Source organism: Oceanobacter sp. 1_MG-2023, assembly GCF_030689025.1.
GTDB lineage: Bacteria > Pseudomonadota > Gammaproteobacteria > Pseudomonadales > Oceanobacteraceae > Oceanobacter.
Genome location: NZ_JAUYWA010000032.1, coordinates 1 through 15,033 on the forward strand (window position 1 = coordinate 1; position 15,033 = coordinate 15,033).

The 15,033-nt window shown below is 54.8% G+C and carries 10 protein-coding genes; 4 read left to right on the forward strand and 6 right to left on the reverse strand.

The genetic code is table 11. The annotated features are described in order from the left end of the window. Positions 1–718: 718 nt before the first annotated feature. The gene (locus Q8W22_RS15385; protein WP_305452949.1) at positions 719–3,772 is read right to left on the reverse strand and encodes an efflux RND transporter permease subunit; all 3,054 of its coding nucleotides are present in this window, start codon (positions 3,770–3,772) and stop codon (positions 719–721) included. After that, positions 3,772–4,836 (reverse strand): efflux RND transporter periplasmic adaptor subunit, encoded by a 1,065-nt coding sequence (locus tag Q8W22_RS15390; protein ID WP_305452950.1) that lies wholly within the window; start codon positions 4,834–4,836, stop codon positions 3,772–3,774. The genes Q8W22_RS15385 and Q8W22_RS15390 overlap by 1 nt, the downstream gene beginning before the upstream one ends. A gap of 388 nt (positions 4,837–5,224) precedes the next feature. On the opposite strand from Q8W22_RS15390, the gene Q8W22_RS15395 reads away from it, so the two are divergent. Further along, the gene (locus tag Q8W22_RS15395; RefSeq protein WP_305452951.1) at positions 5,225–5,683 is read left to right on the forward strand and encodes a MarR family winged helix-turn-helix transcriptional regulator; all 459 of its coding nucleotides are present in this window, start codon (positions 5,225–5,227) and stop codon (positions 5,681–5,683) included. A gap of 160 nt (positions 5,684–5,843) precedes the next feature. Here Q8W22_RS15395 and Q8W22_RS15400 read toward each other — a convergent pair whose 3' ends face one another. After that, positions 5,844–7,640 (reverse strand): DEAD/DEAH box helicase, encoded by a 1,797-nt coding sequence (locus tag Q8W22_RS15400; RefSeq protein WP_305452953.1) that lies wholly within the window; start codon positions 7,638–7,640, stop codon positions 5,844–5,846. 222 nt (positions 7,641–7,862) lie between these two features. Between Q8W22_RS15400 and Q8W22_RS15405 the strand changes: the two genes are divergently transcribed. Both Q8W22_RS15405 and Q8W22_RS15410 read left to right on the forward strand, forming a co-directional pair. Continuing rightward, positions 7,863–8,210, forward strand: coding sequence for an ATP-binding protein (locus Q8W22_RS15405; protein WP_305452956.1), 348 nt, complete (start codon positions 7,863–7,865; stop codon positions 8,208–8,210). Between the two features lie 230 nt (positions 8,211–8,440). Beyond that, complete coding sequence (locus tag Q8W22_RS15410) at positions 8,441–9,781, forward strand: NAD(P)/FAD-dependent oxidoreductase (RefSeq protein WP_305415488.1); 1,341 nt, start codon at positions 8,441–8,443, stop codon at positions 9,779–9,781. Between the two features lie 116 nt (positions 9,782–9,897). Here the strand turns inward: Q8W22_RS15410 and rep are convergent, their stop codons facing one another. Further along, complete coding sequence (rep, locus tag Q8W22_RS15415; RefSeq protein WP_305415489.1) at positions 9,898–11,925, reverse strand: DNA helicase Rep; 2,028 nt, start codon at positions 11,923–11,925, stop codon at positions 9,898–9,900. Between the two features lie 138 nt (positions 11,926–12,063). Then, positions 12,064–13,281 (reverse strand): YbfB/YjiJ family MFS transporter, encoded by a 1,218-nt coding sequence (locus tag Q8W22_RS15420; protein WP_305415490.1) that lies wholly within the window; start codon positions 13,279–13,281, stop codon positions 12,064–12,066. Between Q8W22_RS15420 and Q8W22_RS15425 the strand changes: the two genes are divergently transcribed. After that, the gene (locus Q8W22_RS15425; RefSeq protein ID WP_303431062.1) at positions 13,272–13,421 is read left to right on the forward strand and encodes a hypothetical protein; all 150 of its coding nucleotides are present in this window, start codon (positions 13,272–13,274) and stop codon (positions 13,419–13,421) included. The genes Q8W22_RS15420 and Q8W22_RS15425 overlap by 10 nt on opposite strands. A gap of 70 nt (positions 13,422–13,491) precedes the next feature. Here the strand turns inward: Q8W22_RS15425 and Q8W22_RS15430 are convergent, their stop codons facing one another. After that, positions 13,492–15,021 carry a YifB family Mg chelatase-like AAA ATPase gene (locus Q8W22_RS15430; RefSeq protein WP_305452957.1) on the reverse strand — a complete coding sequence of 510 codons (1,530 nt, stop codon included), beginning with the start codon at positions 15,019–15,021 and terminating at the stop codon, positions 13,492–13,494. Positions 15,022–15,033 lie beyond the last annotated feature (12 nt).

Below are 15,033 nucleotides of genomic sequence, written 5' to 3' on the forward strand. Positions count from 1 at the left end.
CTGGTCATCAGACACCTCGTTTATGGTGGCGATATTACCACCTACGTTGGTGTCCGGAATCATTGAACCACTACATAATCGCTCGTTTGAGTAGAGGGTTAAGCTGCCTTTCGTAGCCTGGCTGGAGGTGTACGCATTCTGAGTGGGCTTGCCCGGCTGAATGTAGATCAGAGTAATCCGGTTTCTGTTAGCCCAGTCTATCAGCGACTGTGAGATATATTCTGGGGGATTAAATACCGGCCCATTGGCAGGAGAAAAGCACTTTGTGCTGCACAGCATGGGAACCGGCCTGCGCTACCAGTTATTCCCCAACCTCAACGCCCAGATCAGTTATGGCTGGCAACTGCGCGACAGCGGCAGTAACGACTGCAGGCGACCGTGGCCGCCTGCATGTCTCGCTGCAAGCGAGTTATTAGAATAACCCAACGGAACGGATGCAGCAGACAGCGGGAGCTTCCGCTTTCTGCTGGGCTTCGAGAAAAAGAACGTCATGTTTGCCGTATCGTTCACAGGGAACGGCGCTGTCCGTATCCCTGCGTTACGAACCGCCACAGAGGGCATCCCTACTACACTTCTATACTTCGTTTGCCTTGCGGTAATTCCCCTGATAATCAAAGATCCGCACCTGCACCTGCCAGCAGTGTTTTTGTTTGCGGGCAATAACAAGGTCCGGTGCCGATCAACCTTGCGGCAATGGGATAGCTGGCCAAGGTCTCCCCTACGAATAATCGCTATCAGGTATTCGGTAGAATATGGCATAAAGCGCCGGTACAAATACCAGCGTGGCCACGGTGCCCAGTGAAACGCCACCAATAAGAACGTAAGCCAGCGGGCCCCAGAAGCTATCGATGGTCAGTGGTACAAACGCCAGCACCGCAGCCAGAGCGGTCAGAATAACGGGCCGGGATCTCTGCACACCCGCTTCAATGACGGCACTTCGAATCAGCATGCCCTCTTTCATATTATCTGAAATTTGCTGGGTCAGGATTAGGGTGTTACGCATCAGAATACCGGCGAGACCAATAATCCCCAACGTTGCCACAAAGCCAAATGGCTGGTTAAAGATCAGCAGCGCGGCCACAGCACCAATCAAACCCAGTGGGGCCGTCAATATCACCACCAGCGTACCTTTGAAGGAGCGCATCTGCAGCATCACAAAAACAAGCATCAACACGATCATAAGGGGTTGTAGCACTTGAATGGAGTGCTCGCCTTTCGAGGATTGCTCAACTGAACCACCGATTTGCAAAGAATAGCCAACAGGCATTTGTGCGCGCAGCTCCGCTAGCGCTGCCCATACGTCGGCCGTAACATCTTTGGCCTGTGCTCCTCGAACATCAGCATTAACCGCCACAAACGGTTCCCGGTTATAACGCCGGATTACAGGTTCTTCGTAGACGACCTCCGCTTCGCCAACCTGGTTAAATGAAATGCGTCGCCCCTCTTCACTGACAACTTCAAGATTCTGAATCTGTGTAATATCTTCTGCCTTGGCCCGACCAACCACCGGGGTCAATCGAATACCATCCCTTAACGTTGTAATGGCCAACCCGGATAGTTGAAATTGCAGCTGATAAGCAACTTCTTCTGGCGTCAAGCCAAACAACCGGAGCCGGTCTTTGTCGAAGCGAATATCGATACCAGGTGTGCGTTCATCCCATTCCAGATGACTATTTTCAGTGTTGGCATGGCTCGCGATAATATCCCTCACTTTTTTACCAATAGTACGCAGCTGATTGGCCTCTGGCCCCATCACTCGAATACTGACTGGCCAGTCAACCGGCGGGCCGTAAAGGAGTGTTTCAGCTCTGACTCGTGACTCCGGAAAATCACCGGCCGCTACCCGGTTACGAATCAATCGGATCAAACCATCTCGGGCTGCGATGTCTTCTGCCACGATAACCAGCTTGGCGAAAGCACTGTTCGGCTGCTCCGGGCTGGCAGAGATAAAAAACCGGGGAGCCCCTGCTCCAATATAAGCCGACATGGACTTGATGCCGCTGGTGCCCTCCATCAGTCGTTCTATTTTTTGGACGGTAGCGTCGGTGGCTTCAATCGAAGTGCCTTGTGGATGATAAATACTGACCAGCACCTCAAGACGATCAGAGACGGGGAAAAACTGCTTCTGGACTGGACCAATCATGCCCACTATAGATATAAACAATAATGCAAACGTACTCAGAACAACGATTTTTCGATGCGCCAGGGTGCCGATAATAAGCTTCCTGAGCATACGGTAGGGACGTGAGGAATAGGCTTCCTTGTTGCTATGAGAGCTGTGATACAGGTTATCTGGCAAAATTTTCACCCCCAGATAAGGAGTAAACACAACGGCAACCACCCAGGAAAGTAACAACGCAATGGCCAATACCCAGAAAATATTGCCTGCGTACTCACCGACACTGGAGCGGGCAAATCCTATGGGTACAAAACCGGCAACCGTTACCAGAGTCCCATAGAGCATTGGAGCGGCGGTCACATTCCAGGCATGAGACGCCGCCAGTAGCTTGTCCCATCCTTCTTCCAGTTTCACAATCATCATCTCGATGGCAATGATGGCATCATCAACCAACAGCCCCAATGCAATAATGAGCGCCCCGAGTGTAATACGATCAAGGTTAATGCCCATTGCAAGCATCACAATAAATGAGAGTCCAAGAGTGACTGGAATAGCAATTCCCACCACGATCCCGGCCCGCAGGCCAACCGCCAGCATTGTAACGGCCATCACCACGAGCACGGCAACCAGAAACTTAACCTGGAAAAGATTGACCGCACCGATAATGGCTTCTTCCTGATTTGTCAGCAGGTCAAGCTCCATTCCCAGAGGAAGCATTACTCTTTCGTTTTCCCAGAATGCTCTCAACCGTTTACCAAACGCCAGGCCATTCTCTCCACGCCGCATGACCACACCAATCAGTAGAGCGTCCTCTCCGGATGAACGAATGAGATAGCTGGGAGGATCTTCGTACCCTCTGGATATAGTGGCAATATCACCCAGTCTGATCAGATGTTCATCAATTCGGACAGGTACCTCTTGCAAAGCCTCCAGGTTCGATAAATCGTCGTCCAGGCGGAGGTAGACTTTAGGGCCTGCCGTGGAAATATGGCCCGCAGGCAAGAGTCGGTTATTGGCTTGAATAGCCTCGATAATATCGGTAAGAGACACTCCTAACCCTTGTAACTTCGTCATGTCGAAATCAACAAATACCTGTTCTGATCGCTCACCTAAAATCTCGGCTTTTTCAACTCCCTGAACGCGCTGTACCCTGTCCCGAATCGCCTCGGCATCCTGGATCAATTCTCGCTGCGCGACACCTGATGCCGTCAGCGCAACCAGGGTGAAATACACATCACCGAAGTCCTCATTTACGATAGGCCCGATAACCCCGTCCGGTAACTGGGATGCTTCATCCTGCATGCGACGCCGGACCTGATAAAAGCGATCGGGGACATGCTTGGCGTCGGTGTAATCCTGGAACTCAACCTGCAAGTCGGCCCGCCCCGCCCGCACCGTTGTCTCAATTTTGTACAAATCCTCCACTTCCTGAATGCGTTTTTCCAACCGATCAACCACACTATCTTGTAATTCATCAGCGGCAGCACCCGGCCACAGAACAGTCACCATCATGACTCTTACCGTGAAATCAGGATCTTCGGCCCGACCCAAAGACGTAAAAGCGTAAAGGCCTGCAACCAAGGAAAGCGTAATAAAAAAGAGCGTAACCGAGCTTTCTCGCACAGCGATTCTGGAGAGATTGGGAAAAGCCATCACGCCCCCCTGGCATCAAGTGATTGCACTGCCATGCCGGGCTTGAGCAGGTGTGTACCGCTAGAAATAACAATCAGCCCCTCTTCCAGAGTTGAACCAGTGACCCAGGCATGATCTTTGTCGATACGCTGGATATCAACGTTGAGCGGCACTGCTTCGCCATCCACTATTGTCCAGATAAAGGGGGTCTCACCACGTTCATCCAGGGCAGAAATGGCCATTTTATAAAGTGGTATTGAATCGTTGCTGACCAGGAACCGTGTTCTGACAAGCTGGCCATACCTTAGGTCTGACAGTGGTTGATCTATCGTGTAGCGTGTTTTCCAGGTACGGCTTTCCGGGTCGGCCGCCCCGGCCATCTCTCTCCGCGTCAGTGCTATGGCCTCTCCGTCATGCAGTAACCCTCCTTGCTCTGGAGGATATGCGCCAGAAGGGTAATCCACCTCAACTTCCCGCTCTCCCGATTTAGCCAGTTTTGCAACCGGCCGCCCCACACTGACCACCTCTCCCGGTTCGATAAACACATCCAGTATGATGCCGTCGCTCTCTGCTCTGAGTACCCCATATTCCAACATATTCAAGGCCTGGGACAGCTGGGCCTCAGCAACATCACGACGCGCTTGCGTCTCTTCCTGGGTCAGTAACGCCCTCTCGTATTCCTGCCGACTGGTATAGCCCTGATCTACCAATTGATAGTCACGCTCCAGATCTTTTTCAGCAAGTTTCAGCGTTGCTTCTGCTGCCCTCAGGTTGGCACGTGCAGTCACAACAGACTCGCGCAGGTCTCGCAGATCGAGAGTGAACAGCACCTCCCCTTTTTTAACAAACTGCCCAGCATCGACCAGCCGCTGATCAACCTTGCCTCCAACCTGAAAAGCCAACTCGACCTCGTGGCGCGCTTTGACTGTCCCGGTCAACTCATGGCCGGGTTTTGTAGCCTCGACCAGGTTTTCTATTTTTACCCAGCGAGCAGCATCAGAGGCTGCCTCGACCGTGCTCTCGGTAGACTGTGAGCACCCAGACAAAACATAAGTGGTTATCAGAATAGTAAAAAAACGATTCATTAATATTTCCTCAGCAAGCAGTTTGGGCAGGCGTCACAGCAACCAGGGCTGTCCAGCCTGGATTACAACTCACTCGAATTCCCTTTTGCAGAGTAAGTTAATCTACAGCAGAAAGATGACAGCATACTGTCATTGTGACTATTATTAGTCTCAAGAACAACGTCAAATTGTATGCCTCCCCAAAAAATCGAGGCTTAAGGCAGAAGTTTTTTATCATGCTAGACCAAGGGATCTCCCACGAAACCATCGCAATTCACCAACCGATCAGTATCAGTGCCCATCCTCAAGTAGAATAAGAGCGGTGTACTGGTACAGAGAACCTGGCGCCAGTACTATCCGCGGCGCTCCGAATACAGTGGCATTACAAAATCGTAAAGGAAATCAACCAATGACCCAGCGCGTGAAGCGTAGTGAAGTACTTACCGATCTTATTCTTGAAATCTTCCGATTTAATGGCACATTGCGCGAAACAGGTGACAACCTGGTACGCGGTTTGGGATTAACAAGCGCTCGGTGGCAAGTGCTTGGCGCAATCACAATGGAAGAACACAACCCTACTGTTGCCAGCATTGCTCGCCGAATGGGTCTGGCAAGACAGTCCGTACAACGGGTCGTGAACGATCTGGTCAAAGAGGGTCTTTTAATATGCAAAGACAACCCGGATCACAAAAGAGCAAAACTGATTGTCATGACAGAGGCAGGTAGCGAAAAATACCGGCTGGCGGATGTACGGCAACACCACTGGGTTGAGGCCTTATCCGACAACCTGACGGCACAAGAGCTGCAACAAGCGCTTGATTTGATTCGACAGTTAGATCAACGCTGCCGCAAAGACCTGAGCAAGTAACCAATCACCATCTTCAACCTGCAGCGAGCGTCTTGAACTGTATAGCCAGACACCGGCATCCTTGCGCTTTTATCTGTTCCAGGATATTGCCAAGGCATGGAGTAGCAGGAGAACGGCGCTGTCCGTATCCTTGCGTTACGAACCGCCACAGAGGGCGTCCCTACACTTCGTTTGCCTTGCGGTAATTCCCCTGATAATCAAAGATCCGCTCCTGCACCTGCCAGTAGTGTTTTTGTTTGCGGGCTATAACAAAGTCCGGTGCCGGTAGCTGGGCCTGCACCTCAAGCACTTCTTCGATCCGGCTGAACTCTTTCGGGGTCTGACTATTGCCGCAACGCCGACCAAACAATCGGTTAAAGACGTGGCGTTGTGCCGGCTTGCTGAAATCGAAGGACTCGCCCAACTCCTCCCCGTCTTCGCCGTGGTAGGTGATCTTCAGCTTGCTATCGGGTTTGTCTCTGTGGCTGCTCAGGGTGATCCCGGCACAGCGGATCACCATGGCATTTTTCAGTTTCAGGGCGTCCCTGAGCTGATCATCCGGGTCGATAATGGCTTGTTTGCACTGGTGGCAGTTACGGGCGGCGATGTCATTCTCGCTACCGCAGTGGGGGCACTCCTTGAAGCGGAAGCGGTAATCACACTGCTGCGGACGCTCGTACTGCGCTCCCGGCCCATCCTCTTCCTCAGGTTCCAGCAACCCCTGACAACGACGCCCGTAGTGTTCAATCACATGGCCGTGACCATCGGTTTTGCCCCAGAAAATATTGGCAAACCCACAGGCCGGGCAGAACACCTGCACCGGCTCACTATCCGGATTGGGTTTCTTCTCCCCCACTTCCGGGTGGTACAGATTGACCCGGTTGCCAGCGTAATCAATCACCAGGCAATCCTGCTTGCCTTCATCCAGCCGCAGACCCCGGCCCACAATCTGCTGATACAGGCTCACCGACTGGGTAGGACGCAGAATGGCAATAACGTCCACATGAGGTGCGTCAAAGCCAGTGGTGAGTACGGATACATTCACCAGATACTTCAACTGCCGCTGCTTGAAGCACTGAATTAATGCATCCCGCTCATTCTGCTCGGTAGCGCCGGTAATCAAGGCAGTTTGCTGTTCCGGCAGATAGCCGGTGATCTCTTTGGCGTGATCGACCGTGGCAGCAAAGATCATCACCGCCTGACGTTGGGCAGCCAGTTCCATCACCTGTTCGATAATGGCCCGGGTCACACGTGGGTGCTTGCCTAACAGCTGGTTTACGTCTTTTTCGGCGTATTCACCAAAGCGGTTTTGCGTCAAGGCGGAGAAATCGTATTGCGCCACAGCGGCGTCCACCAGTTCCGGGCGGGTGAGGTAGCCGTTGTTAATCATGTACCTTAACGGCAGTTCATAAATACAGCGCACAAAGGGCTTGTCCTGTTCACTGCGAACAAAACCCCGGTAGTGATAACGGTAGATCCAGCCCATGCCTAAACGGTAGGGCGTGGCGGTCAGCCCAAGTACCTTGAGAGCGCGGTTCCGTTGTCGTAGCTGATCGATGATTTTTTGATACTGACTGGTTTCCTCACCACTGACCCGGTGACATTCGTCGATGATCAGCAGGGAATATTCATCCCCGAACTGATCAAGGTTGGCGGAGACGGACTGCACGCTGGCGAAAGTGACCTGGTGCCGATTCTCCTTGCGTTTTAACCCGGCGGAGAAAATGCCAGCCGTCACCCCATAGCTCTGGTATTTGGCGTGGTTCTGCTCAACCAGCTCTTTGACGTGGGCCAGCACCAGAATCTTGCGCCGAGCCAGGCGGGCCAGCTCGGCAATGACCAGACTCTTCCCGGCACCGGTGGGCAATACGATCACCGCCGACTCATCGGATTTTCGGAAGTGTCTCAAGGTGGCATCGACGGCTTCCTGCTGGTAGGGGCGGAGCTGAAAAGGGGTTTTTACAGGTTGGACTGTCATGGGCAGAGCTTGATGGTTATCCGATGGAGGCTGATTTGGGTCACCGTTTTGATCAGCTTAAGGTATCGTCGGCGGCCGGAAAACAAAAAGATCTGCGGGCCGGGTTATGGTGCATGATAACGGGCAGTTAAGGTCGATATGCCACGCCTCGATCGCCCTTTAATGACAAGGTTGACGTGCTAGAATCATTCACCACTTACTCGGCAGCCAGATTGTTTATCCATGAAAATTTGTCATTTAAAACTGGATCACTTCCGCCGCTTCGGTTCTTTCGAAATAGATTTCCATGAGCAGCTTACGGTGTTGGTTGCCCGTAATGGCGCGGGTAAAACCAGTATTCTGGATGCTCTGTCTATTGCTCTGGGACCATTCTTGACTCGTTTACCCAACGTTAGTGGTAAAAATCCTAAAGACTCTGATTTTCAGGTTTATCCCGATCAATCAAAACCTCCATTCATGAGGATTCAGTGTCATTCATTTAACAAGATCCTCTGGGACAGAACAGAAAAACGCGACCAGACCAAACAACCACACGCTGCAATAACGCCAGATATGGAATTTTTTATCTGATCTACACTCGAATCAGCCGCGAGCCATCCCTTCTGGCATTTGTGCATCCATCGTCGTAGATCGATAGTCCTGCTCCCTTTGTCGCCTGGAGTATCCGCTTCAGGTACTGCCACAAGGGTTCCCTTCTGCTACGCCAGAGTTATTGCCCAACCGACAGCAGCGTCTTATTGTACAAGTGTTAGGCTCCATTTAATTCGAGACCCGTTTTTTACCTTTTCACAGGAGCGGACATGAACACAAACAACACCCAGCCCCCCAGCAACAGCTTGCAGCATATCGTCATCGTTGGCGGGGGTGCCGGAGGGCTGGAACTGGCCACACAACTGGGCCACACCCTCGGGCGCAAGGGCAAGGCCCGTATTACCCTGCTCGACCGCAATCGCATCCATATCTGGAAACCGCTGTTACACGAGGTGGCCACAGGCACGCTGGATACCGGCACCGAGAGCGTGTCGTACCACGCCCATGGCGCGCGTCACGGCTATCAGTTTGAACTGGGCGAGTTGACCAATGTGAATCTGGCCAGCAAAACGCTGACGCTGGCGCCTCGTCGTAACGCGGAGGGAGAAACCCTGATGCCACCGCGCAGCCTTGAGTACGATACGCTGGTGTTGGCGGTTGGCAGTATCAGCAACGATTTCGGTACACCGGGCATTCAGACCCACTGTTATATGCTCGATTCCCACAAGCAGGCGGGACGCTTTCATACCGCGCTGATCGATCAGTTCACCGATATTCACCAGAACCGTCCGGGAGACAGTTTGCGCATTGCCATCGTCGGTGCCGGAGCAACGGGTGTTGAGTTGTCTGCCGAGTTGCATCGGGTGACTGAGTTATTGCGCTCTTACGGAATGGCGGGCATGTCGCGGCATCAGCTGGAGGTAACGCTGGTCGAGGCCGGGCCACGGGTACTGCCTGCTCTGCCGGAGCGTATATCCACCGCCGTCACTCGGGAGTTGCGCGAGCTGGGGGTGTCTATCCAGACTGCGGTGATGGTCAGTGCCGCCGATGAACAGGGGCTGCAAACCAAGGACGGCAGCCGTATCGATGCCGACCTGATGGTCTGGGCCGCGGGCGTGAAGGCACCGGATTTTATCCGTCAGATTGAAGGACTTGGGCTGAACCGCGCCAATCAGATTATTGTGAACGATTTTTTGCAGGCCAATAATCCGGATGGCGAACCACTCAAGGATGTTTGGGTGATCGGCGACTGCTGTGCGTTCACCATGGAAGACGGCAGTCAGGTGCCACCCCGCGCCCAGTCTGCCCATCAGATGGCCAGCTGCGTCTATAAAAATATTCTTAACGAACGCGAGAACAAGCCGCTGAAGGGGTTCAAATACCACGACCATGGTTCCTTGGTGAGCCTCAGCCGTTACAGCGCCGTCGGTAATTTGATGGGCAACCTCAGCAGCAAGTCCATGTTTGTTGAGGGTAACCTCGCCCGCCTGTTTTATGTGTCGTTATATCGCATGCACCAGCTGGCGATTCACGGCAAATTCCGGGGAGCCATTATTGTGGTTCTGGACTGGCTGACCCGGGTGATCAAGCCGAAGATGAAATTGCATTAGCCGCCATGGATACCGGGTTTTATTGCGGATAATTGCGTAGGGCCCGGCTCCGGCCGTATGGTGGGTGTCCGCGTTGGCTCCTGTGGGTGTCCGCGTTGGCTCCTACAAATCCCCGCCTACAAATCTCCAAACAGGTTTTTCAACCCGGCCAGGGTTTCTTGGCCGCGCTGTTTTTGCTGTTCCGGGGTGGTTTCGGTTTTGCCTTCCCATTCAATATCGTCCGGCGGCAGTTCGTCGAGGAAACGGGAGTGGGTGGTATCGGAGACATCGCCATACTGACGGCGCTTACCGGCGTAGGTGAGGGTTAACGAACGTTTGGCGCGGGTGATGCCTACGTACATCAGGCGGCGTTCTTCTTCGATGGTGTCGGCTTCGATGGCGTTGCGGTGCGGCATCAGTTCTTCTTCCATGCCGACGATGTAAACGTGGGGGTACTCCAGACCTTTGGAAGCGTGCAGGGTCATCAGCTGCACCTGGTCGGAGTCGTCGTCGTTTTCCTGCTGTTCCAGCATGTCACGCAAGATCAGTTTGCCAACGGCGTCTTCGATGGTGACTTCGTCACCGACTTCTTCGGCTTTGTCGATCATTTTCTGGATGGAGTCCACCAGAAACCAGACGTTTTTCATTCGCCGTTCTGCCTGGTTTGGTGTTGCGGAGCTTTGCGCCAGATGGCCTTCGTAATCGATGTCTTCGATCATTTCCTTGATGGCAGCAATGGCGTCGTCACTGTAGGCATTACGGGTGATGCCTGCCAGCCAATGACCAAAACGGCGCAACCGATCCACGGCTTTGGGAGTCAGCAGTTGCTCAAGGCCCATTTCAGTGGTGGCCGACAGCATGCTGGTGCCACGCTTCATGGCGTATTCGCTGAGCTTTTCGATAGTGGTCGGGCCGATTTCCCGGCGCGGGGTGTTGATGATGCGCAGGAAGGCGGCGTCATCGCTGGGGTTAATCAGCAGCCGCAGGTAGCCCATGATGTCTTTGATTTCGTTGCGACCAAAAAACGACTGGCCACCACTGATCTTGTACGGCACCTGAAACCCTTGCAGTTTCATTTCCATCATCCGGCTTTGGTGGTTGCCGCGATAAAGAATGGCGAAGTCTTTGTAGCCTGCGCCGTACCGCAGCCGCCGTTCGACAATTTCGGAAGCAATACGCTCGGCTTCGATTTCGTCGTTGCGGCATTTGAGAATACGGATCGGGTCGCCGTAGCCCATATCGGACCAGAGCCGCTTCTGGAACTCGTGGGGGTTATTGTCGATCACGCGGTTGGCGGCGTTCAGAATCAGGCCGGTGGAGCGGTAGTTTTGCTCCAGCTTGACGACCTTCAGGGTCGGAAAATCCTGTTTCAGCAACGACAGGTTTTCCGGCCGTGCACCACGCCAGGCATAAATCGATTGGTCGTCGTCGCCAACCACGGTCAGCCCGGTGCGATGCCCCACCAGCGACTTGACCATTTCGTACTGGGAGGTGTTGGTGTCCTGGTATTCGTCCACCAGCAGGTAGCGGATTTTTTTCTGCCAGCGCGTTAGTACATCAGGAAAATCGCGGAACAGCAGCGTTGGCACCATGATCAGGTCGTCAAAATCCACCGCGTTGTAGGCTTTCAGCATGCGCTGGTAAATCGAGTAGGTCTGGGCAATCAGCATTTCTTGCTGGCTTTGTGCCTGCTGGATGGCGTCGGCCGGAGCGATCAGGTCGTTCTTGAGGTTGGAAATGGTGCTTTGCACCAGCTCGACCATATCGCCGTCATCACCGTGTTCGCGTTGCATCACGTCACGGATAATACCCTTGCAGTCGTCCTGGTCGAGGATGGAAAAGCCAGCCTTGTAGCCCGAAGCGGCCAGCTCCTGGCGGATAATATTGAGGCCCAGGTTGTGGAAGGTCGAGACCGTTAATCCGCGCGCGCCACCTTTGCCGGTCAGGGCGGTGACCCGCTCTTTCATTTCGCGGGCGGCCTTGTTGGTAAAGGTCACGGCGGCAATATGGTGAGACTTGATGCCACAGGCATCGATCAGGTAGGCGATCTTGCGGGTGATCACACTGGTTTTGCCGGAACCGGCGCCTGCGAGTACCAGTAGCGGGCCGTCGATGTATTTGGCGGCTTCGCGTTGGCGGGGATTGAGTTGGGTTAAATCGACCACGACATGTCCTCTGAATCAGGCCTGCATTCTAGCTCAGAGACACGACAAAATCAGGCTTCGCTGTCGGCTTTGCGTACCGGTCGCGGGAGGCAGGGTTGCGCCCACCGCTACCGGCGATGACCGCCGGGCAAACTTTTCTTATGCCTGGGCAGGCACCGCCTGCTGTTCTGGCTCCAGCCAGTGCGTCAGCAATAACAGCGCGATGCCCATCGCCATAACGGCGGTGGTCGTCAGCAACGCGGACTGATATTGGCCGGTAAGCATCATCACGTAACCGGTCATGGCTGGGGCCACCATTTGCGAGACGCTGTAGCTCAAGGTCAGCCCAGCCATGGCACCGGACGGGTTGTGCGGAAAACGGCGACCAATCAAGGTCAGTGTCAGGTTAACGATCCCGACAAAGGTGCCTCCCCAGAGGGCGGCGCTGATCAGATTAACCACCAGGTTGTCGCTGATGGCTGGCAGCAACATCGACAGCATTTGTAAACCATACGCCAGTAACAGCGCGGGAATTTGCCCGATCCGGTGGGCGACGTTGTCCCACAAAAACGTTGAAGGCGTCGCCGCCAATCCCACAATCACCCAGACCCAGGCACCGTTACCCGACAGCAAGGGCAAGGCTTCCAGAATATCGACAATAAAGGTCGCGCCGACCACATAACCACAACCGGCACAAAAATAAGCCGCCGCCATCAATACCAGCCAACGCCGGGAGCTGGCAGCTACAGGGGCATGACTGGCGGTCTGGCCAATCGGCAATACTTCCGGACGTGGCATCCAGCACCAGGCCGGTATAAAAAACAGCAGCCCCAACAGCCCCAGACCGATCCATTGTTGCTCCCAGCTTAACCAGTTGCCCATCAGGCTGACGCTGATCCCGGAGACGATAATACCCAGCCCGGCACCGGTAAAATGCAATCCCAGTCGTGGCCGGTGACGATGCCGAATCAGCCAGTTCAGCACCAGCCCGGAGGCCAGCAACATCCCGGCAATACCCGACAGCCCGCCAATAAACCGCAACAGCATCCAGACGATGGCGTTGGTGACAAACCCCATGGCCAGGGTACTGGCCAGCGCCAGTATCAGGCACAGCCGGTAGAGGCGATAGCGGCGCAACGGGTCTTTGATCAGCATCGCCATCAGCGTGCCCGTGGTGTAGCCGATATAAATAAAGGTCGCCAGCCAGCCGCCGATCAAGGGCGACATGCCCGCTTCTTGCTGCATCACAGGCAACATCGGGGTATAGGCGAAACGCGCCAGGCCGACACTGAGAATCAATGCACACACCCCCGCAAAAACAACCCGGTATCGTTCTGCGTCGGTGGTAAGTGGTGTTTCATGATCCGATGATTGCACGGAGCCTCCGCCTTGATGACCAGCAAGATAACGGCATCACCCCGATGGTGGAAACCGCCCGCAGCGACAGCCAGCGCAACGGACTGGCCAGTATGGCGATGGAAGCCGTCATGGGCGAGAGGGTAAAAGTTGCATTATGAGCCATTCACCCGTCCGTGGCCGTTTGATAGCGCTTGGTGGGTGTCCCGACGAATCAGGTGTCCCGACGAATCATCCCGACGAATCCGAGGCCCGGATAAACCGATCCAGACTGCGATAACCGACGGCTTCCAGCAAATGCGGCCGCCCTATCAATTCGGCCCCATCCAGGTCGGCAATGGTGCGCGCCAGCTTGAGCATTCGGTGATAACCACGGGCGCTGAGATTGAGTTTTTCCACCGCCGCCAGAAACCAGGCGCTGTCGGTCTCCGTCAGTTGGCAAACCCGGTCACGCTCGTTGCCACTCAATTCTCCATTGCAGCAACCCTGCCGTTGTAACTGTCGTTGCCGGGCTGCCAGTACCCGTTGTTGTACCTCGGCGCTGCTTTCCCCCGGTGCCGACTGGTGCAGCAGCGCTGCCGGAATCGCGGGCACCTCGACATGCAGATCAATACGATCGAGCAAGGGGCCGGATGCCTGGCCCTGATAACGCCGTACCTGTTCTTCGTTGCAGCGGCAGCGGCCAGACGGATCACCAAAATAGCCACACGGACAGGGATTCATTGCCGCCACCAGCTGAAACCGGGCCGGAAAGGTAACGCTGCGCTGCGCACGGCTGATCACAATTCGGCCACTTTCCAGCGGCTCGCGTAATACATCCAGCACCTTGCGGCTGTATTCAGGTAACTCGTCGAGGAACAAAACGCCGCCGTGGGCCAGTGAGATTTCACCCGGTCGCGGGTTGCCGCCACCGCCGACCAGCGCCACCCCGGACGCCGTATGGTGAGGTGCCCGGAACGGCCGTTGACGCCAGCGTTCCAGCCAGTCTTCTCCCGACGTTGAGATGGAGTAAACCGAGGCCGATACCAGCGCATCTTCCTCGTTCATTGGTGGCAGAATGCCGGGCAAACGGCTGGCCAGCATGGTTTTGCCGGTGCCCGGCGGGCCGATAAACAACAGGTTGTGTTGCCCGGCGGCGGCGATTTCCAGTGCCCGGCGGGCTTGCGGCTGTCCCCGGACATCAGCCAGATCCGGAACATCCAGCAGCCCTCCGCTACCTCCTGGCGTCGGCAAGACGTCTGTCAGGGCTCCCTTGCCAAGCAGATAATTAACCACCTCTGTTAACGAGCGAGCCGTCAGCGCCCGACCGGTATGAGTCAGCGCCACTTCACCGGCATTGCCGTCACTGAGCACCAGCGTTCTTTGTGCCTGTCCGCATTGCACCGCACTGGGCAAAGCGCCACTGATCGATCGCAATTCACCGTTCAGTGCCAGCTCGCCCAGAAATTCATGGTTGGCCAGTGCGGCCGCAGGAATCTGCCCGGATGCCGCCAGAATGCCCAGCGCAATGGCCAGATCAAACCGCCCGCCGTCTTTGGGTAAATCGGCGGGTGCCAGATTAATCGTGATACGTTTGGAGGGAAATTCGTAATCGCAGGTGAGCAGGGCACTGCGGACCCTGTCCTTGCTTTCTCTTACCGCCGCTTCCGGCATACCAACAAGACTGAGTGATGGCAGTCCACCCGACAGGTGCACTTCGACCCGAACTTCGGGAGACTCTACGCCCAGCTGGGCGCGGGTAAATACCGACGCAAATGACATACGCGTTCCTTG

What these genes read in the sequence shown, in the direction of transcription:
- Q8W22_RS15410 (WP_305415488.1), top strand. Translation starts at nt 8,441, where the DNA reads ATGAACACAAACAACACCCAGCCCCCCAGCAACAGCTTGCAGCATATC.
- Q8W22_RS15400 (WP_305452953.1), bottom strand. Translation starts at nt 7,640, where the DNA reads ATGACAGTCCAACCTGTAAAAACCCCTTTTCAGCTCCGCCCCTACCAG.
- Q8W22_RS15395 (WP_305452951.1), top strand. Translation starts at nt 5,225, where the DNA reads ATGACCCAGCGCGTGAAGCGTAGTGAAGTACTTACCGATCTTATTCTT.
- Q8W22_RS15425 (WP_303431062.1), top strand. Translation starts at nt 13,272, where the DNA reads ATGATTGCACGGAGCCTCCGCCTTGATGACCAGCAAGATAACGGCATC.
- Q8W22_RS15385 (WP_305452949.1), bottom strand. Translation starts at nt 3,772, where the DNA reads ATGGCTTTTCCCAATCTCTCCAGAATCGCTGTGCGAGAAAGCTCGGTT.
- Q8W22_RS15405 (WP_305452956.1), top strand. Translation starts at nt 7,863, where the DNA reads ATGAAAATTTGTCATTTAAAACTGGATCACTTCCGCCGCTTCGGTTCT.
- Q8W22_RS15390 (WP_305452950.1), bottom strand. Translation starts at nt 4,836, where the DNA reads ATGAATCGTTTTTTTACTATTCTGATAACCACTTATGTTTTGTCTGGG.
- Q8W22_RS15430 (WP_305452957.1), bottom strand. Translation starts at nt 15,021, where the DNA reads ATGTCATTTGCGTCGGTATTTACCCGCGCCCAGCTGGGCGTAGAGTCT.